15 protein-coding genes and 2 tRNA genes are annotated in these 23,001 nt (G+C 44.6%); 7 read left to right on the plus strand and 10 right to left on the minus strand.

Features of this window, described 5'->3' with window-relative positions; translation table 11 throughout:
* Positions 1–18 precede the first annotated feature (18 nt).
* The 3 genes from ACO1PK_RS05650 to ACO1PK_RS05660 all read left to right on the plus strand — a co-directional run bounded on the left by ACO1PK_RS05650 (position 19) and on the right by ACO1PK_RS05660 (position 3,151).
* On the plus strand, positions 19–2,103 hold the full coding sequence (locus tag ACO1PK_RS05650) for a choice-of-anchor I family protein (protein WP_423187698.1): 2,085 nt from the start codon (positions 19–21) through the stop codon (positions 2,101–2,103).
* Between the two features lie 147 nt (positions 2,104–2,250).
* Entirely contained in the window at positions 2,251–2,889 is a 639-nt protein-coding gene (locus ACO1PK_RS05655) for a DUF2959 domain-containing protein (RefSeq protein WP_423187699.1), read from the plus strand.
* A 37-nt stretch (positions 2,890–2,926) separates the two neighbouring features.
* Positions 2,927–3,151 (plus strand): hypothetical protein, encoded by a 225-nt coding sequence (locus ACO1PK_RS05660; protein ID WP_423187700.1) that lies wholly within the window; start codon positions 2,927–2,929, stop codon positions 3,149–3,151.
* A gap of 68 nt (positions 3,152–3,219) precedes the next feature.
* Here ACO1PK_RS05660 and ACO1PK_RS05665 read toward each other — a convergent pair whose 3' ends face one another.
* Entirely contained in the window at positions 3,220–4,839 is a 1,620-nt protein-coding gene (locus ACO1PK_RS05665) for a PAS domain-containing sensor histidine kinase (protein ID WP_423187701.1), read from the minus strand.
* Positions 4,829–7,042, minus strand: a complete 2,214-nt coding sequence (locus ACO1PK_RS05670; RefSeq protein ID WP_423187702.1) for a GGDEF/EAL domain-containing response regulator — start codon at positions 7,040–7,042, stop codon at positions 4,829–4,831. The genes ACO1PK_RS05665 and ACO1PK_RS05670 overlap by 11 nt, the downstream gene beginning before the upstream one ends.
* 302 nt (positions 7,043–7,344) lie before the next feature.
* Between ACO1PK_RS05670 and ACO1PK_RS05675 the strand changes: the two genes are divergently transcribed.
* Positions 7,345–8,127 (plus strand): ferredoxin--NADP reductase, encoded by a 783-nt coding sequence (locus tag ACO1PK_RS05675; RefSeq protein WP_423187703.1) that lies wholly within the window; start codon positions 7,345–7,347, stop codon positions 8,125–8,127.
* Positions 8,128–8,154: 27 nt separating this feature from the next.
* Complete coding sequence (folE, locus tag ACO1PK_RS05680; protein WP_423187704.1) at positions 8,155–8,793, plus strand: GTP cyclohydrolase I FolE; 639 nt, start codon at positions 8,155–8,157, stop codon at positions 8,791–8,793.
* A gap of 26 nt (positions 8,794–8,819) precedes the next feature.
* Here the strand turns inward: folE and ACO1PK_RS05685 are convergent, their stop codons facing one another.
* Entirely contained in the window at positions 8,820–11,729 is a 2,910-nt protein-coding gene (locus ACO1PK_RS05685; RefSeq protein ID WP_423187705.1) for a diguanylate cyclase, read from the minus strand.
* Between the two features lie 210 nt (positions 11,730–11,939).
* Complete coding sequence (locus ACO1PK_RS05690) at positions 11,940–13,469, minus strand: phospholipase D family protein (protein WP_423187706.1); 1,530 nt, start codon at positions 13,467–13,469, stop codon at positions 11,940–11,942.
* A 62-nt stretch (positions 13,470–13,531) separates the two neighbouring features.
* Between ACO1PK_RS05690 and ACO1PK_RS05695 the strand changes: the two genes are divergently transcribed.
* Positions 13,532–13,861, plus strand: coding sequence for a potassium channel family protein (locus ACO1PK_RS05695; RefSeq protein WP_423187707.1), 330 nt, complete (start codon positions 13,532–13,534; stop codon positions 13,859–13,861).
* Between the two features lie 69 nt (positions 13,862–13,930).
* Here the strand turns inward: ACO1PK_RS05695 and ACO1PK_RS05700 are convergent, their stop codons facing one another.
* Both ACO1PK_RS05700 and ACO1PK_RS05705 read right to left on the minus strand, forming a co-directional pair.
* Positions 13,931–16,990, minus strand: a complete 3,060-nt coding sequence (locus ACO1PK_RS05700) for an efflux RND transporter permease subunit (RefSeq protein WP_423187708.1) — start codon at positions 16,988–16,990, stop codon at positions 13,931–13,933.
* Positions 16,991–16,995: 5 nt separating this feature from the next.
* A complete protein-coding gene (locus tag ACO1PK_RS05705) occupies positions 16,996–18,060 on the minus strand; it encodes an efflux RND transporter periplasmic adaptor subunit (RefSeq protein ID WP_423187709.1) in 1,065 nt (354 codons plus the stop codon).
* 256 nt (positions 18,061–18,316) lie between these two features.
* Here ACO1PK_RS05705 and ACO1PK_RS05710 point away from each other — a divergent pair, with 256 nt between their 5' ends.
* A complete protein-coding gene (locus tag ACO1PK_RS05710; RefSeq protein WP_423187710.1) occupies positions 18,317–19,078 on the plus strand; it encodes an FkbM family methyltransferase in 762 nt (253 codons plus the stop codon).
* A 113-nt stretch (positions 19,079–19,191) separates the two neighbouring features.
* Here ACO1PK_RS05710 and ACO1PK_RS05715 read toward each other — a convergent pair whose 3' ends face one another.
* The 4 genes from ACO1PK_RS05715 to ACO1PK_RS05730 all read right to left on the minus strand — a co-directional run bounded on the left by ACO1PK_RS05715 (position 19,192) and on the right by ACO1PK_RS05730 (position 22,556).
* Positions 19,192–21,384 (minus strand): methyl-accepting chemotaxis protein, encoded by a 2,193-nt coding sequence (locus ACO1PK_RS05715; RefSeq protein ID WP_423187711.1) that lies wholly within the window; start codon positions 21,382–21,384, stop codon positions 19,192–19,194.
* Between the two features lie 350 nt (positions 21,385–21,734).
* Positions 21,735–21,810, minus strand: a tRNA-Gly gene (locus ACO1PK_RS05720).
* 63 nt (positions 21,811–21,873) lie between these two features.
* Positions 21,874–21,960: transfer RNA gene (locus tag ACO1PK_RS05725), tRNA-Leu, on the minus strand.
* Between the two features lie 65 nt (positions 21,961–22,025).
* The gene (locus tag ACO1PK_RS05730) at positions 22,026–22,556 is read right to left on the minus strand and encodes a TIGR00645 family protein (RefSeq protein ID WP_423187712.1); all 531 of its coding nucleotides are present in this window, start codon (positions 22,554–22,556) and stop codon (positions 22,026–22,028) included.
* Positions 22,557–23,001: the final 445 nt, after the last annotated feature.

Here is a 23,001-nt window from a genome sequence, read left to right on the forward strand (position 1 = left end):
ACATCATGGAGATAAGTAATGCGCTTTAAAAAGACCCGTTTGGCTACGTTGTTATGTGTTTCGGCAACAACGTTGTTATTAAGTGCCTGTAATGGTGATGACGGTAAAGATGGTGTAACGGGTGCTGCTGGCTCTGATGGCGCGGCAGGCTTAAATACCTTAGTACGACAAGTTCCAATTGCATTAAATCGTGAGTGCGATGTGGGTGGTGTAAAATTAGAAACTGGCTTAGATACTAATCGTAATGGCCAACTAGACGATGCTGAAGTACAGCAAACATCTTTACTTTGTAACCAAGCCGCCGCCGAAATCACACCATCGACTATCAGTCTTTCTCTTACTGGCCGCTACGAAAGCGGCATTTTTGGCGAAAGCGCCGCTGAAATTGTGACCTTTGACCCGGCAACCAAGCAAGCCTTTGTGGTTAATGCGCATAAAGGTGAGTTAGATGTACTAGATATGAGTAACCCTGCTATGCCGGTAAAAACATCCAGCATTGCGGTCACGGACATTGCTTCTGGCGCTGTCGTAAACAGTGTTGCCATTTACCAAAACATTGTTGCAATTGCGATTGCAGCAGCGAATAAAACCGATACAGGGTTTGTCGCACTCTACAACGTGAACGATTTAAGCAAAATCGCTCATGTTCAGGTGGGCGCCTTACCTGACATGCTGGTATTTACTCCGGATGGCAAAATGTTGTTAGTGGCTAATGAAGGCGAGCCAAGTGACGATTATCAGGTTGATCCTGAGGGCTCAATTAGCATTATCGATATCAGTAATTTAGCGGCTATTGACCAATCAAAAGTCAAAACGGCCACTTTTAGCGCTTTTAATGAGCAAAAAGCCAGCTTAATGACTGCCGGAGTTCGTATTTTTGGACCCAATGCTACAGTTGCTCAAGATCTGGAGCCGGAATATATCGCGGTCGCTGCAGATAGCAAAACCGCCTGGGCGATACTGCAAGAAAACAATGCCGTTGCTGCGATTAATCTTGAAACCGCCACTATCTCGCAGGTTCTTCCGCTAGGTTTTAAAGACCATGGTGCAGCCGGTAATGGTTTAGATGTGAGTGATAGTGATAACGGCATTGCTATTGCGCAGTGGCCTGGTGTCAAGGGTATCTATCATCCAGATGCTATTGCCTCTTATCGTGTGGCTGGGAAAACCTACTTAGTCACCGCTAATGAAGGGGACGCTAGAGCCTGGGGAGAAGATACTCCAGAGTATTTTGGTACCGCAGGCACGAGTCCCTGTAATGGCGATACCAGCAAAGGCTTTGTCGAAGAAATCCGCGTAAAACACTTAGTGCATCGCAGTGGCTTTGATCGTCGCTGTGGCGATGATTTACCGGCACATTTACGCACTTTAGCTGCAGGTGCACTCTTAAATCCTCAGGTGTTTGCATACTGTGGTGCGACAGCGGGCAATCCTAACGATTGTCGTGAAGATGAGCAGTTAGGTCGCTTAAATGTCACTTGGACCATGGGTTACCAAACCAATGCTGATGGTTCACCTATATTGTACAAAGCAGATGGTACTTTGCCCGCTGCGGGCGAAACCGGTGATCGTTTGATGTACGATGCACTTTATGCCTATGGTGCGCGTTCTTTCGCAATTTGGGATACCACCGATATGTCACTGGTATTTGAATCAGGTGACTATATTGAACAGTATCTTGCCAGTGCTGAGTGCAAGCTAGGGACAAATCGCGATATCGCTTGCCGTGATTGGTTTAATAGTAACCACGAAGAGGGTGATACTTTTGATAATCGCAGCGATAACAAAGGGCCAGAACCAGAAGGGTTAGTGGTAGGCAAAATTGGGAATAAACACTTCTTGTTTTTGGGCTTAGAGCGTATGGGCGGTGTTATGGTATTTGATATTACCAATCCAAGTGAACCACTGTTTCATGATTATCTGAATACCCGTAATTTTTGGGATGAAGCCGATCCCGCTCTGAACTTGAGCAATACCGGTGATTTAGGACCTGAAGGGTTATTCTTTGTTCCTGCTAAACACGCTCCTAACGGCCAACCGTTGTTAATAGTGGGTAACGAAGTGAGTGGCACTACCAGCGTCTATACTATCGAACTTCAATAACACGCTCAGCTAACACTTGCTTAGCATGTGTTAGCCTGCTTAATGGCTTGAATCTAGCTTAAGCGCTAAAAGACTGTTACAACTTTAGATTTGTCCTCTTGGCATTTACTGGTTATTATCAGATAAGTTTTCTAGAGGACATTCTTTATGCGCTATCTATGGATATTATTGCCACTTTTGCTAACGTTAACCGCTTGCCAAAGTGCCTATTACTCCGCAATGGAAAAAGTGGGCGTACATAAACGCGATATTTTGGTAGATCGGGTGGAGGCGGCACAACAATCGCAACAGGACGCGCAGCAACAATTTACCTCAGCCCTAGAGCAACTCAGCCAGTTAATTAATTTTGATGGCGGTGACTTGCAACGCATGTATCAAACCACCGATCAGGAGTTTCAGGCCTGTCGCAAAGCCGCAGAGGAGGTGAGCGCACGTATCAACAGTATTGATGCGGTGGCCACTGCCCTGTTTAACGAATGGCAAGATGAACTGGATTTATACACCAATGATCGCTTAAAACGCGAAAGCGCGAGCAAATTAGCAGCAACACAACGCCAATATCAAAGCCTGCTCAATACCATGCGTCGCGCCGAGAAAAGTATGCAACCTGTTCTGTCCTCTTTGCAAGATAACACCTTATATTTAAAACATAACTTAAATGCGAATGCGATTGGGGCGTTAAAAGGTGAATTTACGGCTATCCAAAAAGATATCAACAAACTGATTGTCGATATGAACAAGGCGATCAAACAAAGCGAGCAGTTTGTAGCGACCTTAAAACAATAATTTTTATAAAAAACTATCTCAATTGAAGGAGTGTGCTATGTCAGGTCAAGGATCAGGTGGTAATGTTATTGCTGCTTTGTGTAATGTGTTTATTCCTGGTTTAGGTCAATTAGTACAAGGTCGGATACTGGCTGCTATTCTATTTTTTCTGACTTGTGCGGTAGGCTATGCCTTATTTTGGCTTATTATTCCCGCTATTATTGCCGCTATCGCCCACTTATGGGCCATTATTGATGCTGCTAAGTTCAAATCCTATTCCTAAATCGAACTTGTACACTTTCTCCGCCGCCTTGACTGGCGCGGAGAAATAGCAAGGTGACTGCACAGTACTTAGATTGGCATTTTCTCGGTCACATTCAATGGCAGCGTGATGGTAAAGCTTGTACCAGTGCCTGGCAGGCTTACCACATCGATACTGCCCTCTAAAATACCCGTGATCAAGGTGTGGACGATATGTAATCCCAAACCTGATCCGCCCTTACCCAGCTTGGTGGTATAAAAAGGGTCAAAAATACGGGTTAATGCCGCAGGTGCAATACCGCAACCATTATCCTGCACCACCAACTGTAAATGTGCGGCTGTACGACTAGCCTTAAGCGCTATAATGCCAGCTTGCTCAGGTTCAAAGGCGTGGATCATGGCATTATTGATTAAATTCATCAGAATTTGCCCTAAAGGCCCGGGGTAGCTGTCCATGATCAAAGTAGGGTCTATCTCTTGGGTAATGGTAACAGCACTGCGCTTTAACACGGGGCGCATTGCCATCAACACTTCCTGTACAATCTCATCCAACACAAAAGAGCGACGTTGATAGCTGGTTTGATCCACGGCCAGTTGCTTAAACCTGCCAATAAGCTCTGCCGCACGACTCAGATTACGTTCTATAATCTCGTAGCCTTCCGCTATTTCAGCTAAAAAAGTATCCAAGGCTTTACGGGTCAAGCCCGCCGCGAGTTGACTTGAAAATTGTTGTTTGGCATCAAATAAGCTACTGGTTACCGTAACCGCATTGCCTAAGGGCGTATTCAGCTCATGCGCTATACCTGCCACTAAGGCACCTAATGAGGCTAATTTCTCGCTCTGTAGTAACTCATGTTGCGTTTGTTTTAAGTGTTCCAGCGCTTGTTGTAATTCAGCAGTTCGTTCAGCTACACGCTGCTCTAACTTTACATTCAACTCTTGAATTTGTCGCTGTCGCTGCTTTTGTTCTGAGATATCACGCACAATCCCAAAGACAATAATGTCATCCTCTTCAATAAAGCGATTCAGTGTCACTTCGGCATCAAATAAAAGGCCAGAGCGGGTTTGATGCACCCATTCAAATTTCTGCGGCTCACCTTTAGCAGCAAGTGCAATATAATGCGCACCCAGTGTAATAGAATCCTTGCCATTTGCTTGAGTAACAGGTGATAGAGTAGCAGGATGATTCTTTAACAAATCATCTTTACTGTAACCAAACAGCGCTAAGGCAGCGGCATTACAATCTATAAATTTACCGTCCTGCAATAAAAACATCGCTTCGCTACTATTGCGCACCAGCACCGCAAGACGTGCCATCTCCTGTTTAGCTAATTTTTCAGCGGTAATATCTAAAATAAAGCCGTCTAAGAATTTAACTTGGCCTTGTTCATCATATACAGCCTGCCCACGCTCAGAAGCCCATCGAATATGCCCCTGTTTATGCCTAACGCGATATTCCACAGTCCAAGGTAGGTGATTTGCGATTGCTGCAGCGACTGCCTTCCCCACTCTACAATTATCTTCAGCAATTATTAAATCGGCATAAGAAATATCATTATTATGTAATAACTCTGCGGCGGTATAGCCCGTAATATAATCCACATGAGTGCTAATAAAGAGCATGGTCCATTGCTCATCGAACAAACAGCGATAACTTATCCCAGGGATATTATTGACTAGAGATTGGTAATGGCTCAGTTCAATGTCCATTCTGGTTTACCCTAGCCGCAGTAATAAACTGATAAAAAGCGTTTTCATCTAGTGGCTTACTAAAGTAGTAACCTTGCCCTTCTTCACATCCTAATGAGGCCAACAGTTGTTGCTGGCTAGCACTTTCTATTCCCTCGGCAATAGTGCAAACCTGTAAATGCTGTGCTAAGGCCAAAATGGTTTTCACAATACCTAGACTCTCACTACCCGACTGCTCACCACTTACAAAGGCCCGATCAATTTTCAATCTATCGAACTTTAGTTGCTGCAATAAACTTAAAGAAGAATAGCCGGTGCCAAAGTCATCAATTGCCACACTGATCTGCTGTGCGCGCAGTTGATTAATGCGTTCAGCAATTAGTTTAATATTGCCAACAGCAATCGACTCCGTTAACTCGACTTCAATTTGCTGGCCGGTTAAATGATGCTCTGCCATCGTTTGTAATACCTTGGCGACAAAATCCGGCTCATTAAATTGTGTTTGTGAGACATTAATCGCAACCCGAAAATGCTCAGGCACCACCCCTTTTAAACTGGCACGCCAGCGCAAAGCACTGCGAAGCACCCACTCACCTAAAGCCACCATTAAACCGGATTTTTCAGCCAGCGGAATAAATTTATCCGGCGGAACAAAGTGTCCATCCTCGGTTTTCCATCGTAATAAGCATTCCGCGCCAACGATATCTCCGCTGGCTAAGTTGATAAAAGGTTGGAAATTCAGATGTAAGCGCTCAGCGGAAAATGCCGTACGCAAGCGGCTTAACAAGGTCATGCGCTCTCTGGCCGCCTCAGCAAAGGCTGCTTCATACCATTGCGCTTGGCCTCGACTAAAATATTTAGCTTGTTTAAGGGCAATACCCACATTTTTTAAAATTTGGATACCTTGCTGCTGGGTATCTTCTAGTTTAATTAAGCCCGTGGTAGCCGCTAACCTTAAGGGCTCTCCCTGAGCCGTCACAAAAGGTTCAGCAAAAACGCTGGCAATACGCGCCTCAGAAACGGATACGGCACTTCCATGTAATGCAAATAAATCACCGCCAACTCTGGCGACACAGGCAATATCATGAAATAGCTCGGTTAACCGACTTGCAACGGCCTGTAATACTTGGTCACCAAAGCTGTCATCTAGCACGTTATTAATATAAGAAAAGTTATCAAGATCAATAAGTGCCACCACATTATCGTCGGCTTTACGCTGATTCAAAGAGGCGATAAAAGCATGTCGATTCGGTAATTGTACTGCGCTATCAAAGAATGCCAGTTCATTGATTGATAAATAAAGCTGCAGATTTTCAAAAGCGATAGAAATATTCTGACAAAATACCGCTAATAAACGCCGACTCACCTCATCCAAGGGCGAGGCGACATCCACAAAGGCAGCTAGCGCTTGTTCATTTGCACCTTGAAAATAAACGGTAATTCCCTGCTCAAACTGATGCTGTCGTTGCACCAGCGTCTGGGTTAATTTCTCTCGGATCGTGACATCGGGTAATTGCTGCAGTGGTAAGCCCATCCAAGGTGTGTAACTCCCCGCCGCCGCCAAAATAAAGGGGGTCGCTTGCGTATGTTGCATGGCAGCACACACCAAACACTCTTCTTTTACTTTTAATAAAGCACACAGTTGTGTAACCAAGCCCGCCGCAAACAATTTCAGGCCTGCAGGTTTACCTAATTCACGACTCGCTAGCAGAATTTGCTCCAATCCCTGCCGACTACTTTCTAACTGCTGTAATTGGGCGTAAGAGCGAATAGCGATGGTAACACTGGTAAATAACCGAACACGGGTTAACTCCGTTTTCGTTTTATAGTCATTGATGTCGTATTGACGAATGGTCTCTATTTCAGGGGCATATCCCGGTTGCCCAGTACGCAAAATAATACGCAACATACTGTTTTTTAAAGTGTCACGAATTGTTCTAACCAGTTGTAAGCCAGCATCTTCGGTTTCCATCACCACATCGATTAGGGCAATTGCGAAGTGAGCATGCTGCTGCAACAAAGTAAGCGCTTCTGCCGCGCTATAAGCATGGCTAAAAGTCAGGCTACGGCCTTCAAGTTCTAAGCCGCGCAGCGCAATTTTCGTAGCAGCATGCACATCAGGCTCATCATCTACAATCAGAATATGCCATTCGGGTAAAGCGGGCACGGTGGCTACCGGTTCGTCATCAGTAAACACAAGTAGTTCATCACCACCTGAAACCATAGGGTCACTCCAATCACAAATTTACCCACTCAGAATATTAGATACCTCTACAACTGTCTATTAAAAATACAGTACAAATCATGCAGTAAATCAAACACCCTAGCGTTTCTAGCCAAGGCAAGGTAAGCATACTAATTAGGTATCATGAGACAATCGATGCGGCTGGTTGTCGCATTGCGAGATTAATATCCTAGTAAAACAGTCAACTTTATACTTGAGTAAAATACTAGGTTATTATAGTATAGCGGCCTTGGTGCTTAAGCTCAGGCTAAGCCGCCTTTTACTGCAAATTAAGGTGTTGTATGCGTAATACCATTAAAGAAACGGTGACTCATGTCCATCATTGGAATGACACCTTATTTAGCATTAAAACCACTCGCAGCCCTTCCTATACCTTTGAAAATGGTCAATTTGTGATGATGGGTTTAGAGATCGACAGCAAGCCGTTATTACGCGCTTACAGTATCGCCAGTGCCAATTATGAAGACGAACTAGAGTTTTTTAGCATTAAAGTCCCTGATGGTGCCCTGACCTCGCGCTTACAACATATTCAGGTCGGTGATGAATTGACACTCTCAACCCGAGCCACCGGTACACTGGTAGCAGGCTATTTAATCCCTGGCAAGCATTTATATTTGTTGGCAACGGGCACAGGGTTAGCCCCCTTTCTTAGCATTATTAAAGATCCGGCAATCTACGAAAAATTTGAGAAAATCATCTTGGTACATGGCGTACGTTATGTATCAGAGCTGGCTTATCAGCAGGTTATTTGCGAACAACTGCCTGAGAATGAATTTTTTGGCGACTGGGTGAAAGAAAAGCTGTTGTATTACCCTACGGTCACGCGCGAGCCTTTCCGCCAACCGTTACATCAGCAACGTATTACTTCGCTGCTCACTTCTAGCGTTTTTACAGAAGCGCTGGGCTTACCGCCACTGTGCCCGAGTCGCGACAGATTTATGTTATGTGGTAACCAAGCCATGTTAGATGACACCATGGCCATCCTCGATGCTAAAGGGTTTCGAAAAGCCACCTCGCGCCAGCAAGGCGATTATGTGATTGAGCAGGCTTTTTTGGAAAAATAATTCCAACACCGATGTTAGGATTCTTTTATGTTGTTAAATGAAGCAGAAATAGTACGAAATGCCTTAATAGCCAAAGGGCTGGAAACGCCGATGGTGCAAAATGGGCTATCACGCGAAGAAAAATACCAGAAAATTCGTCAATTGATGACAGAAGTGGTCAGCACTCTTGGGTTAGACCTACAAGATGACAGCTTGCAAGAAACGCCACATCGTATTGCTAAAATGTATGTGGATGAAGTATTCGGCGGTTTAGATTATCGTAACTTTCCGAAAATTGCGTTAATTGAAAATAAGATGCAAGTTGATGAAATGGTTAAAGTAAAAGATATCAGCTTTAACAGCACTTGTGAGCATCATTTTGTTACTATCGATGGTTTTGCTACGGTAGCCTATATTCCTGCCAAACGTATCATCGGCTTATCAAAAATTAATAGAATCGTGCGCTTTTTTGCCCAGCGCCCGCAGGTACAAGAACGCTTAACCCAGCAAATATTAGTCGCGCTACAAACCTTGTTGGCGACTGAAAACGTAGCGGTGTCGATTAACGCTGTGCATTATTGTGTTAAATCGCGTGGGGTAATGGATGTTAACTCTAGTACCACTACCACAGCTTTAGGCGGCGTGTTCAAAACCGAAGCGATCACGCGGAGCGAGTTTTTAAGCTAAAGCGATATGTCGGTTAATCCGGTAAGTTACTCGTCTTTATCATTAATTGCGCGCTCTGTCTTAAATAACATTACGCCGTTGCGGCCAGCAGCTTTTGCTTGATATAGCGCTTTGTCGGCTTGCTGTAACAGGCGTTGCGGATCAATAGCCGCGCCAACGGTAGTGCAGGCTATACCAATAGAGATGGTAACGCCTGCTGAACTTTGCTTTACTTGTTGTCGCATTTGCTCAGCAACCTGTAAGGCAATCTCTTCGTCAGCGCCTGGCAGTATAACGGTAAACTCTTCGCCGCCATACCGAGCAAGCAAGTCCTCGCTGCGACGCAAACTATTACCTAAAACTGCAGCAACAATTTGCAACACTTCATCGCCTTTGATATGACCAAATTTGTCATTGAACTGTTTAAAATAATCAACATCGATTAATAATAGTGCCAAAGAACGGTTTTGCTGCTGACAAGCTGTGGCCGCTTGCTGCAGATAGCTATCTAAACGACGGCGGTTCGCAATTCCAGTTAAACCATCCATATTTGCAATCGACTCAAGCTTACGATTCGCTTTGGCCAACTCACGGGTATGCTCATCTACCATCTTTCTCAAACGCTGCCGATCTTTATACAGCACCTGTGTCCTCAGCCTAACTAAATAACGCATAAGCAGCCACAATAAGCCAAGCATGACCAACAACCAAAATAACCGAGCTGGCCAAGTTAGATACCATGGCTGAGGCACAATTATCTGGAAAGGGGTAATGGCTGAAACTCGGCCTAAATGATCGCGTGCCTGTGCTTCAAACTGATAATGACCAGGGTTAAGTTGATAATAGCTAATTTGCCTAGAGCGATTCCAATCGCTGAACTGTTCTTCAAAACCCGCCAATCGCGCTCTGTAAACTGTGGTATCAGCAGGATATAAACCCGGCAAGGTAAAATCAAACATCACATAATGTTCTGTTGGTACCACTAATGGCGTATCACGTTGCAGCACTGCTGCTTGTAATTGACCTTCTAGCCCTGTTTTTACCCGTTGCAACACAATATTATAGGCAGGCTGTAAAGCTGCCACTGTTTGCGGTTGGAATAAAAATAGGGTGCTATTGCCACCAAAAATCCATGGTGTACTGGCTAAAAAATGCGTATTAAGTGGCCCAGCCCCCACACCCATAGTATTAATCTCTTGCCAACTATCTGCCGCTTTATGATAAAGACGATTATGGCTATAGGCCCAGGTTTCTTTGTCCGCATTCTGAGACATTGTTAATACTTGCCCCGGAAGGCGAAGCCTAGCTAAAGGTGAATCCCAAAGCACAAAGTCCTTTCCGTTATACTGGTATAAGCCTTGTGCTGTACTTACAATAAGTTGTTCATCGATTTTCGCTAACTGCGCCTCTCCCTTCTCACCATAAGCAATACCATAGCCAGCATCAATATAGTCAATTTGCAGTATTTGGCTATATTCGGGATTAAGCCTTAAACGCACAACCCCTCGGGTTGCAGTTCCCAACCATAGGTCCCCAGCAGACATTTCTACAATACTATTGACTAAAGTCCCCAATGCGGGCCAATCCAGAACAATTTTAGCTTCCTGCACGGGCGTTGGTACTCGTAAAATGGCCATTCCAAGCTCGGTAGCAACTAGAATCGACTTGGGATGGAACTCGGAAGGAATTAACTTCCTAGGATAGAATGCATTATGGCTAATCGCTAAGGCCTGCTGCTCTTCAACTAAAAATAAACTATAAGAGTCGGCGAATAAGGCCTGCTGATCATTTAAAGGAAGCAAATCCCAAGCTTCGTGATGGGTCCAATTTAACTTGTTAAAGCCACCTTGCGGCATTACTGAAGGTAAAGTAAAGGCGCCGGCGGAACCCATTAAATACCATTGTTCTTGCCAATACGCGATGTCATAGATATTGCCGCGCAAACCATAGCGGGCATCGATGGATTGCCATTGCGATGGCCATACTAAATGCATGATATGCTGATTACTTAATGCTAAGATTCCACCTTGTTGTGCCTTATTTACAGCAAGTAACACATCATGGCTAATTTCAAAACGGCTCACCTTGCCAGTCGACCATTCTAGAATATAAATAGCGCCATCCTTACCTGCCAGCGCTATCACGCCCGGTTGCAGCAGGCTAATATCAAAAAACTCACTACTCGCGGGCAGCTGGTCCAATACAATAGGCTGTGCCTGATTGTGCTTTATTTCAAGCCAAACGCCATCTCGCCGATTAGCCAACCAGTGTTGTGAATCAATCCGAATAAAACGGTAAATTTGTTGCTGCAGCGCAGGCTCGACCAGATATGGTACAAAATCACCCTCCTGATAACGCTTTACTCCCTCGCCTCGAAATTGCACATAAACCTGATTATCATCCTCCACCATAGCGCCAAAACGTGCTTCATGTTGCCATAATGTGGTGTTACCCGTAGCCAAATCGTAACGAAATAAATCCTGAACAGCGCGAAAATAGACTGCACTTTCCGTGACCAATAGATCCCATATATCAGCAAAACCTGAGGCTCGGATTTGCTGAAAATCCGCAGCTAAAGAATGATAAATGATACGGCCGTTTTCATCTGGCTCGGTATAGCCAAAATCATCATAACCGCCCACATAGATCCGCTGCCCGGGGCCAGCACCTAAACTTCTAACTAATTTCCCATTAGGTAGTTTTAGGTATTGCCAAGTTTCACCGTTAAAAATCAATAAGCCTTCGGTATTGCCCACATAAAGATAACCTTTCGAATCTTGAGCAATGGCATGATGACGCGGATAAACGTCAAGTGTTGGGGCATAACGAGTCACGGGTGGAATGGCAAGTTGTTGTAAATTATCAAGACTGGCTGAATAAGTGTATGGCAAGAGGAAGCTAAAACTTAGTAAGGTGTAGAAAATCAACTGATATATGATATGCACAAATCTGGCCATTGCCATTTACCCTTAATTACCTAGGTAGAGCCTCGCTCACACCTAAAATAACGAGGGTATAAAGAGAGTAGCGATACCCCTCACAGATTGCAACAAAAGCACTGGCCGTGCATAACATTTAAGTAGAGACCAATTGTTACAACATGAGATATTTCAAGAACATGTCCAATAATACCGCTCGACTATAAAATTAGCTCTGACCCCTTTTTACTAAAGTTGGTTTTGAATTGGTAAGAGTGATAAAAACTCAGTAAACCATCTCTGCCAGCTTTTTACCTGTGGATCATGGCAATAGTGCTGCTTTACCTGATCCGCCTCGGGATCCCATTCTAGCCACTGCAGCTGGCATTGCTTGGCGTCAGCTGTATAGCTAAGTTGATAGGCCGTGCTTTTCAGTTGCTGTTTTATGCCAGTCGTAATGGCTTGTGCCAACGATGGCGCATCCAGAATAATCCCTAATTCGGTATTCAGATTGACTGAACGCGGATCAAGATTCAGGGAGCCAATAAAGACGTAACGTTGATCAAATACAAAGGTTTTGGCGTGTAAAGAAGCTCGCGATGACCCTAATATGCTATGCGACGGCTGTTTTTGCGCAGGATCTGGTTTGAACTCCCAAAGCTGAATCCCCGCACTCAATAAGCGCTCCCGCCATGGCGCATACCCCGCATGTACAGCCATGACATCGGTAGCGGCCAAAGAGTTTGTCAGCACTTCCACTTCCGCCCCTGCTGCCACCCACTGGCTAAGCTGATGATACAACGTTGTATTTGGTACAAAGTAGGGGGAAACAATCAAAGCACTGTGTTGTACATCTTGCAAAATTTGCTGCATCACAGGTACCAGATGCGCCGTCGTCTTGTTGGCGTCATGCAGTAACTTATCGGGATGATCAACGACAATATGTGTGGTAACCGCCGCTGCAGTCGATAAAGGGGCTAAGGTAAGCTGATAATAGCTGGCTATAGCAGCCAACTCAGCACTTGATGGCTTGGTGGCAGCCAACTCAGCTGCTAAGGCTTGCCAGCCCGCAGCATTTTTAGCTGTATTGATATCGGCCATCGCCACTGCCAAAGGATGCTGCCAATATAACTCAAAACTCCGAGTTAAAGGCTGGGCGGCCTTGTCGCTTAAAATGATATCCAAATCATGAAAATTTGCCGTTGTGGCGCTATCAAAGTACATATCACCAATATTCCGGCCACCCAAAATGGCAAATTGCTGATCACTGATCATTAATTTGTTATGCATGCGTCGAGACTTTAACGAGAAATCAAATAGTATCGATGTTAACGGTAATTGCCTTAGCTGGCTGGGGTTAAACAGCTTCACTGTGATATTCGGGTGGCTATTTAGGCTGGCAAAACGCTGATCTTGCTGGCCAGTACCAAAGTCGTCCAACAATAAACGAACCTTTACACCTCGCTCGGCAGCCTGCAACAGCGCGGCTAATATTGTTGCACCAGAGCGGTCTGCTTTAAAAATATAGACTTGTATATCGATGCTATACCGCGCATGTGAAATCATAGCCAAGCGAGCTAACAAGGCCTCGTCACCCTGCCCGAGTAAATGCACCGGCGAGGTGATGCTTTGCGACACCTCAGACAATTCCTGTGCAATCACACTATCGGTACGCTCAACGAGCGGTGCCGGATAATCGAAACTCGCGCAGCCAGATAACGCGTAAACACACATCGATAATAACAAGAGTATTTTTATAGGAGTAAAACAATAATTCATTTTAACCTTTTTAAACATCATGCTTATACTGGCACGAAACATCATGACAAAAGTGATAAATCATGGCTTTTACCCTTTCATTTTTGAGTCTGTTTGCAATAGCGCTAGTACTATTAATGCCACTATTACTGATTTTTATCACCTTGATTATGGCACTTGGGCAAATTGTTGCTCGATTAGAGCAATGGCCGCGCTTCGATGGCGTGTATTGGGCCTGTATTACCGCCACTACAGTGGGCTATGGTGATATAAAACCACAGCGTAAGCTCTCACGTATTCTCGCCATATTGATTGCCTTATTAGGTATCCTGTTTACCGGTATTATTTTAGCGGCGGCCATTAATTGTGTTGGTACGGCCTTTGAGCTACATATTGCTCCAAAAGCAGGCTAACACTCGCAAGCTTACTCTCTATCTCCCCGCAGGAAGGCCAGTTGCTTCGGCCTTCTGCGAGTATGTCAGTCATGAACGACCGGTCTCACCGACTGTTGCAGTTATCCTGAAAAACACCGCATATAATAGCGGGATCACCAGCAAAGTGAGTAAGGTCGCGAACAACAAACCAAACATAATAGTTACTGCCATACTTTTAAAGAATGGATCGGTAAACAAAGGCGCGACGCCCAAAATGGTCGTTAGCGCACCTAATACTACCGGGCGAGCACGACTGACAGACGCTTGAATTAAGCCCGTTAGCGGTGCGCTACCATTTCGGATCTCTTGGTCGGCTTGGTCAACCAACACAATGGCATTTTTCACCATCATACCGATTAGGCTCAGAAAGCCCAGAATAGCCATAAATTCAAAGGGCGTATTAAACATAACCAAACCAATCACTACTCCAATTAACGCCAGAGGCACCGTTAGCCAAATGACCAGCGGCTGGCGAATGGCATTAAACATAAAGACCACCGCTAAAATCATGGCAGCAAAGCCAAAAGGTGCCGAAGCTGCTAGGCCGGCATTCGCATCATTCGACGCTTTGTATTCGCCATACCAGGTTAAGCGATAGCCTGGCGGCAGCGGCATAGCTTCAATCTCGGTGCGTATTTGTGCAAATACATCCGCTGTTAGCACTCCTGGCGCGGGATCCGCTTGCACCAGAATGGTTGGTTGCCGGTTAATCCGTCTTAACATAGCATCTTGCCATTGCACATTCATTGTAGATACCAGCTCGCCAAACGGAATACTGCTTTGACTGAGCGGGCTGTAAACTAATACGCTCTCAATGGCTTTTTCGGCAAGCCGCTCGCGCTCTGGCGCTCTTACTACGATGGGTATAGCATCATCCCCTTCCATATAAGTGCCAACCACCGAACCAGTGAGCAAGCGCGTTAGGGTTTGATTGATCTCAATCGGAGTCAGCCCTAACTGCTGCAAACGGGTTTGATTATATTGCGGTACCAACACGGGTACTTGTTGCCGCCAATCATCCTGCACTGCAATCAGTTGCTTGTTAGCTGCCATAATTGCTTTGGCCTCTTCCGCTAATTGCCGAAGTACAACGGGATCTGGGCCACTAAAGCCGGCCTCAATTTTTTTACCGCCGCCCCGCCCCAACATAAATTTCCATACTTTAATGGCAGCATCCGGATAATTGACGGTCAGCTGTTGTTGCAGTTGCTCAACCAAGTTATCAATCTCTCGATAATCGGCTACATCAATCAGTAATTGTCCATAAGCCGTATTTCTAGCTTCTGGTGAATAACTCAACATAAAGCGTAAGCCACCGCCGCCGGTAAAGGCGGTAATCGCTGTGACTGTGGGCTCTTGCGCAACCTCAGCGCCAATCTGGCTCACCATGCGTTCTGTGCTAACAATATCGGTGCCTTGTGGCAGATAAATATCCACCACAAATTGTGCTCTTTGTGATTCTGGCATAAAACCCGGCGGCACAAAACGGGTACAAAAAATCGCAATAGCTAACAAGGAAATTAAGCCGATTGCCGTAAGTGAGCGATGGGTCAGCACCCAGCCAAGTAGTTGGCGGTAAGCCTTTAATACTTTACTCTCGCGCATCGGCTCGGCTGTCGGTTTAACTTGTAGGAACTGATGACATAACAACGGGGTAACCGTCACCGCAAAAATCCAACTTAATAGCATAGAATACAAGATCACCCAAAACAGTGAGCCAGCGTATTCGCCCATGTCACTAGGTGATAACCCGATGGCACTGAAGGCAAGAATGCCCACCAAGGTGCCGCCCAGTAACGGCCAAATAGTGGCATTTACCACGTCACTGATGGCTTGCTCACGCGGCTCACCTTGTTGTAATTTTACTAACACACCGTCAGTGACCACGATGGCATTATCCACCAGCATCCCCAGCGCGATAATCAAGGCCCCCAGCGAAATACGCTGCATGGCAATATCATCAATCAACATGATAATCAGCGTAGCGGCAACGGTCAGTAACAACACAAAACCAATAATAAAACCTGAACGCAGGCCCATAAAAAACAGCAACACCAAAAACACAATCACCACAGCCGCAATCAGATTATCGACAAAACTGGCGACAGAGGCTTTAACCGAGTCAGATTGCATGGAGATTGCATGCAACTCCATTCCTACAGGTCGCTGATTTTCAAGCTCTGCTAAACGGGCTTTTACCGCATCCCCCATGTTCACTACGTTACCACCGCTGATATTCGATACACCTAAGCCAATGGCAGGCTCACCGTTATAGCGCATCATAAAATTCATCGGTGTTTTATAGCCACGTACCACCGTTGCCACATCTTGCAATAACAGGGTTTTTCCAGTATTGCCGATCCCTAATGGCAGGTTTTTTAGCGCTGTTACACTATCTAGTGCTTGGCTGGGCATCACCGGCAAACGCATGCTGCCTGCTGTAATATCGCCAGCAACAGTAACCAGATTTTGTTTTTGTACCACTGCAAGCACTTGCTCTATGTTTAACCCCAGCGTTGCCAGCTGCTCAGCGGAAAACTCCAGATAGATTTCTTCTTGGGGATTGGCAATAATGGCCGTTTTCGCTACCCCTTCGACCAGCGCCAGTTCTTTACTTAAAAAATCAACATAATCAAATAATTGCTTGTCGGAGTAACCTTTACCGGTCACCGCATAAAAGAGTGCATATACATCCGCAAAGTCGTCGTTCACTATTATCGGCCCAGCCCCCTTAGGTAGTTGTCGCTGGGCATCGTTAATTTTACGCCTGAGCTTGTCCCACACTTGATCCAATTCACTTTTGTTGCGAGCAAAGGCTAATTGAATTTCTACCGTGACCTCGGACATCCCCTGCTTGGAAACCGATTTTATCTGTTTGACTTCCTGCAGAGATTGCACCGCCGCCTCAATCACATCGGTGACCTGATCGGCAACTTCTTTGGCAGTGGCACCTGGATAAGGGGTGCTAATAACAGCTTGGCGAATAATAAATTCGGGATCTTCAAAACGCCCCAAATGCTGATAACTAAAATAACCACCAAATAATATCAATAAGATAATGACCCAAAGGCTGGTTCTTTTGGCGATAGAATAACGTGCAATATCCATAAGGCTTACTCCACTACCGGCATAGCATGCACAGTCATTCCCGCCGTTAATGCTTGCAGACCGGCAACCACAATGCGCTCCCCGCTAGTCAAGCCTTCTAGGATTGCGATCTGATTACCTTGCAAATTCCCTACCTTAACCGTTCTTGGTTCAACCTTGTTCTCTGCATTCACCAGCCAGACAAACTGGCTACCGGTATTCGAGGGCAATACTGCATCCACCGGCACAAAAATCGTCTGTGCTTGCCCCGTTTCCTGTAATAGCGGATACACTTTGGCCGTCATACCCGGCAATAAATTTGCGCCTGAAGGATCGTCGACCCCAAGTACCACCTGATAAGTTTGTGCAACCGGATCGGCTGCAGACGCATAATAACGAAAGGTCAAATTAAAGCGTTGCCCGGGCAAACCATCGATTTCGGCTATCGCAAAACGACCGCGTTGCGGTTCTAAAAAGCGTTTGGCTGGAACATGAATCACCATTTCTAAGTCGGTTGGATTATGTAATACATAAATAGCTTGATTCGCTTGCACATTACTAAAGTTACTCACCATTTTTTGCGCAATCACACCGGCAAAAGGCGCTCTTAGGCTGGCATTCGCTAAATCTTGCTCTGCCTGACTAACTTTGTTTTCTGCTAAATCGCGCTTTACACTCAATTTTTCCAGATCACTTTTGGAAATAGCCTGAGTAGACTCAAAGATTTTACTGCCGCGCTCAAAATCAGCCTGAGCTTGTTTAAATTCAGCTCGTGCGGAATTCAAGGCAATAGTCAGTTCCGTATCATCTAGTGTCGCTAATATCTGTTGTGCTTGCACCTGCTCGCCTTCTTGCACTGGCATGCTAGCCAGCTTGCCCGCACGTTTAAAAGCCAGCTCAGCACGCTGTGCGGCGCGCAAGGTGCCACTGTAATGTGCACTGGATACGGCTTGCGCATCAATGGTAAGAATCATCGCGGGTCGAGAAACGGTATCAAGATCATCAGCAGGTTCTGGCGCTTTGCCACAGCCGGCAAACTGTAAGGCCACTAATAGCAGGCTACCTAACAAAAAAATGTGCCGCATTTTCATATTTATCTTTCCTTGTTTGTGGCCTGTGCCACTAGCTTCGAATACTTATTAACTATCTATAGCATTGTAGTCCAACTAGATGTATTTACTATGAATGAAAAAGAAGCAATGACAATAGCAACGAAACAAGATAAGCACATAAAATTCACACAATGATGTGATCAAGTATTAATTAGCTCTGACCCCTTTTTAAAGGAGTGTAGTTAAATTGTCACACTATGGCGCTAGCTTACTTAGGTTTGTATAAGGAATGGCTATGTCGGAATTTAAAGGTTTTTTTGAAACAACCCCATGTCAAAAGCTAGACGAGCCTAGGCTGAATCCTCCTGCTGCTAAAGCTCCCACAGGCTTTGTTCGCTCTTATTATGGTATTTTGCTCAGACGAAATTGGTTAGATGCGACCTTTCATTTTTGTAAAAGTGGCGCTTACGATAGCTTATTGGTGAACTATTTAGAGGACCAAAGCACCCATTTTACGTTTGTTGATATTGGCGCCAATCAGGGGCTCTATGCTATTCTTGCCGCTCAGAATAAACTCTGCTCTAAAGTGTATGCCTTCGAACCCGTTGCCAGTACATTTTCACTGTTAACTGCTAACCTTAACGCTAATCAGGTGACCGATAAGGTACAGGCTATTCAGGCTGCCGTTTCTCTAGAAACAGGTCGTACTGAAATCAGTAAAAAACCATGGCATAGCGGCGCAGCAACTATGCGTAAGTTGCCGCGTTGGTTTCGTTTTACAGAAACCATCTCGACCATTGGCCCAAACACACTTCAAGAGTTAATCACTTCTGCTGCAGAGCTTATTATTAAAGTGGACGTAGAGGGGCATGAAAAAGTGGTTTTCGATGCGTTAGTTACATCTGGCTTACTACATAACACCAAGGCAGTGTTTTACGAGGTAAATGATCGTTGGAGCCAAGCAGATGTGCTTAAAACGCTACTACGAGAGTGTGGCTTCAAGCACTTCGTTTACGCTTCATCTCATTCAAGCTGTGATGTACTGGCCACCCGTTAACAACCAACACAGCATAACAAATGACCTGTATTACAACTTCCACAAAAAGCATCACATGGTAAGTGTTGCTAGCAGGTTACTGTATATCGCTAAAGCGCTCGACGTTGACTAGATTATGAGCGTTTTTTCGCAATAGCTTTAACTGCAAAATTGTCTTTGGTTTTATTTGCCAATAGATTAGATGAAATCATCGGTTTACGACCTATGGCATACTCTGTTTTAGTAACGGCAACATCTATCGTTCTATTAGTATTTAAACCAAGATTAAAATGGGCAATATTTTTGGCAAGTTGCTCAGCTTGCACCAGTAAGCTTTCGGCAGCAGCAGCGGCCTCTTCCACTAAGGCAGCATTTTGTTGCGTCATTTCATCCATTTGCACAACTGCTTTACTCACTTCATCTAAACCCGCAGATTGCTCAGCAGAAGCTGCCGCAATTTCCGACATAATGTCATTAACGCGCTTAATTGAGCGAACAATTTCTTGCATGGTATTGCCAGACTTGGTCACCAACGAATTACAACTGTTGATTTTGGTGACAGACTCAGAAATTAAGCCTTTGATATCTTTTGCCGCATTCGCCGAACGCTGCGCAAGCATTCGCACTTCGGAAGCAACCACCGCAAAACCTCGGCCTTGCTCTCCAGCGCGAGCCGCCTCAACAGCCGCATTGAGTGCCAATATATTGGTTTGAAATGCAATTCCATCAATAACACCAATGATATCGGAAATCTTTTGTGCCGATTCATTAATCGACGCCATGGTGACGACGACTTGATCAATCAGATTGCCACCTTCCAAAGCAACATCGGTTGCTTTACCCGCTAGGCTATTAGCCTGTTTGGCATTTTCAGCATTTTGACGAACCGTACTCGTCAGCTCTTCCATACTAGAAGCGGTTTCTTCTAAGCTGGAGGCTTGTTGTTCCGTGCGACTTGATAAGTCTGTATTCCCTTGCGAAATCTCGGTTGAAGCAACATTTATTGTTTCAACAGCAAGGTTAATATCCCCAATAGTATGCTGCAATTGATTTATAAACCCGGTAATTGCCTCACCTAACTCACTAAATTCGCCATCAAATTGCTGTTCAATTTGCGCGGTGAGGTTGCCATTACTTAGCTCCATCATCACCCGCTTAATTTCATTTACAACTATCTTTCTGCCAGTAATGTTTGTAGCGTACTTCACCACTTTAAAAGGCTTGCCGTTACTATCAAAAATCGGGTTATAGCTAGCTTGGATCCAAATCTCTTTGCCACCTTTGCCAATTCGGCGGTACTCTCCCGTAAAAAACTTACCCGCTTTCAGGTTTTGCCAAAAATCGCGATATTCCTCACTGAGATTGTAGACGTCATCCACAAACATCCGGTGATGTTTGCCTTGAATCTCCTCCAATGAATAACCGACAGTGGCAAGAAAGTTTGGATTTGCGGTTAGGATAGTACCGTCTAACGTAAATTCAATTACCGCTTGAGTCAGACCAATTGCGGTAAGCTGCCCTTCACTGTTAATTTTTGCAAGCTTATCTTTAGTGATATCCGTTAACTGCAGTACCACTTTGCTGACACGATGTTCTTCATCTTTGATCGGCATAAAATCCAGCATAAACCATAGTTGCTGATTTAGCTTAGAGGTACATTGACATTCATAACTCGCGTATTTTTCTTTTATCAATCCTTGCCAAAATGCTTTTTGCGCTGCTTGCTGTTGAAAAGATTCCGTGAAAAAGCAATGATAGGCCTTGCCCTGCAGATCTTGCTCGGCATAGCGGGTCAGCTCGGTAAACTTTGCATTGCAACTGATAATATTTCCCGAGGGGTCAAGCTCAAGCACAGGCTTTTGTGCCAAGATGGCCTGATGAATACCGTGATCAGTCAGCGCCTCTGAGGTTTCATTACATTCAACCAAGTAGCCTATCGCATCACCGCTTTCAGCATAAAAAGGCGCTATTTGTAACTTATAGACTTTTTGCGCCACGCTAACCATACGTGATTCACCAGCCACTTTGCTGGATAAATTTTGTGGTAATTCCACAGGAAAGAAGCGACTGAGTGCTTCGCCAATATGATTGAAAACAACAGACTGCGGATTTTGTTTCAGAAGCAGTTCTTGCAAAGACTGAAACATACTTCGTGCGGCATCATTCGCATAAGTGATGCGATAGTTTAAATCTGTTAATACTACAGGTGATTTTAAGCTAGCAAAAACAACTTGAGTAAACCGCGGCTCTTCAGCATGTTTACGATATTGTTCGAAAGAAGAATTTTCAGCTTGATGAGAAGATTTGCCCCAATTCCATATACCCATATTACCCCCATGTAAATTGCTTCTATGCTGGAATGAGCGGCACTGCAGCTTCCTAGACCCTTTCCACTGCTTTTATTAAAGACGATAAGTAAAAAAAATGCGTTCTAATTTAATAGCAGAAATTTTAATTAAAGCAAAATCAACATGTGAATAACTCCGCGACATCGCTACACGCTGAGTAGGGAGTTTTCTATGCATCTTTCGATAAAATTGGCCGGAAGGGGTAAAGCAATTATGAATACAATTACAAGAAATTTTTCTAAATTAATTTAGAGAGTAAAAAACTGAATCCATCTTATCGGTATTCGGGTATAAAAAAAGCCGCTGTTAAAAGCGGCTTTTTCGGAATTTGGAGCGAGTTACGAGGTTCGAACTCGTGACCTCGACCTTGGCAAGGTCGCGCTCTACCAGCTGAGCTAAACTCGCATTTGCAATTGCTTGCGTCTGGTGTGTTCTATTTGAATTGCCTGTAGCAAATTCAAATTTAAATGGTGCCCGGGGCCGGACTTGAACCGGCACGGGGTTTCCCCCGAGGGATTTTAAATCCCTTGTGTCTACCGATTTCACCACCCGGGCATCTTGGGTGCAAAAGCACTAGCAGAACGGCGCGCATCTTAATAAAGCTAATGCACTATTGCAAGCTATTTCTTAACATCTTCTACTACAATAGGTTTATCTGCTGGTTTTTCACGCAAAATCTTATCTAAATACCCCATAGCAAAGGCTGATAATACAAAAGTGATATGAATCAGTAAGTACCACATAATCTTGTCATTAGGGATCGATTCGGTATTCATAAACACTTTTAACAAGTGAATAGACGAAATCGCGACAATCGAAGCAGCAACTTTGTTCTTTAGTGAGTTCGAATCAAGCTTCCCTAACCAGCCCAATTTGTCATCATGGCCATGTAAATCGAGCTTTGAAACAAAGTTCTCATATCCCGAAAACATCACCATCACTATTAGGCCACCCACCAAGGCAATGTCGATTAAGCTTAGAGTGATTAAGATTAATTCGACTTCTTTCATGCTAAATAGCATGGGCACAAAGTTATAAACCTCCTGAAAAAACTTTACACCAAGCGCCAATAAACAAAAACTTAACCCAAGATAAATCGGTGCCATGATCCAGCGAGTGGCATACATCAGACGCTCAAAATATTTTTCCATACTTCTTATCACCCTGTAAAAATATTAACCCTGAAGAACAGCACCCTATATTGGGCGTATTGAATGGGAATCAAGCTGTCAGAGCAGTTATATTTCTTGGTTTAAACAAACTCATGCTTACTAACCAAGCATGTGCAAGATGCTAGGCGGTATGTTAAAGCGAATATGATACCGCTGTTTTTTTAATTTTTTTATCCATTTAGCCATCTATACTGTTGCGCTTGAAAAATAACCATGCTATTACTAATGGCGTTCTGCAACTAACTTACACAGGCAGTAAATGACTTCTTCGGTAATGATTCGCTTAAATAGCCTCCTCCTCGTGCTCCTCTGCGCTGCGCGGGGTCGTGCTTATTGGTGAAATCCCACTACCGATAAACAAAAAACCCCGTGCCCAAGGCCGGGGTTTTTTGTTGGTCCCGGCATGTAGTACGCCAAAGATAAC

Origin of the sequence: Alishewanella sp. d11, from assembly GCF_049390205.1 — a bacterium.
In the GTDB taxonomy this organism is placed as follows: domain Bacteria; phylum Pseudomonadota; class Gammaproteobacteria; order Enterobacterales; family Alteromonadaceae; genus Alishewanella.